This is a genomic window from Vogesella mureinivorans (genome assembly GCF_007644035.1).
Classification (GTDB): Bacteria; Pseudomonadota; Gammaproteobacteria; order Burkholderiales; family Chromobacteriaceae; genus Vogesella; species Vogesella mureinivorans.
On record NZ_VMTV02000462.1, the window covers coordinates 1 to 336 of the forward strand.

Consider the following 336-nt stretch of genomic DNA (forward strand, 5'->3'; position numbering starts at 1 on the left):
CCAGGTTTCCTGGCTTTCCCAGGTGCCGTCGAGCACGTCCTGGACGCGCTTGATGTAGTAGGCGCCCCAGCTGTCGATGATCGCGGTAAGCTGGGTTTCGGGCCCAGCTTCGATCTGGTCGAGGGCCTGTCCGAAGGCCTTGATGCCGCGGGCCGCAGCCTCGAGGATTGGGCCGGTGGAGTCGGTGTGCTGGGTCAGGATGTCGACGCCCTGATCCATGAGAACCTTGGCGGCGTCGGCTTCCGCGCCCGGATCGTACCAGGAGTTGACCCAGACCACCTTGACAGAGAAATCGGGATCGATCGATTGCGCGCCGAGCATGAAGGCATTGATGCC

Annotated in this window: 1 protein-coding gene; it reads right to left on the minus strand. The window is 63.4% G+C overall.

Going from position 1 to position 336, the window contains the following annotated elements; translation table 11 throughout:
* Window positions 1–336: BMP family ABC transporter substrate-binding protein (locus tag FLQ44_RS11535; protein WP_147694476.1), on the minus strand; the 336-nt coding region annotated here is incomplete at both ends.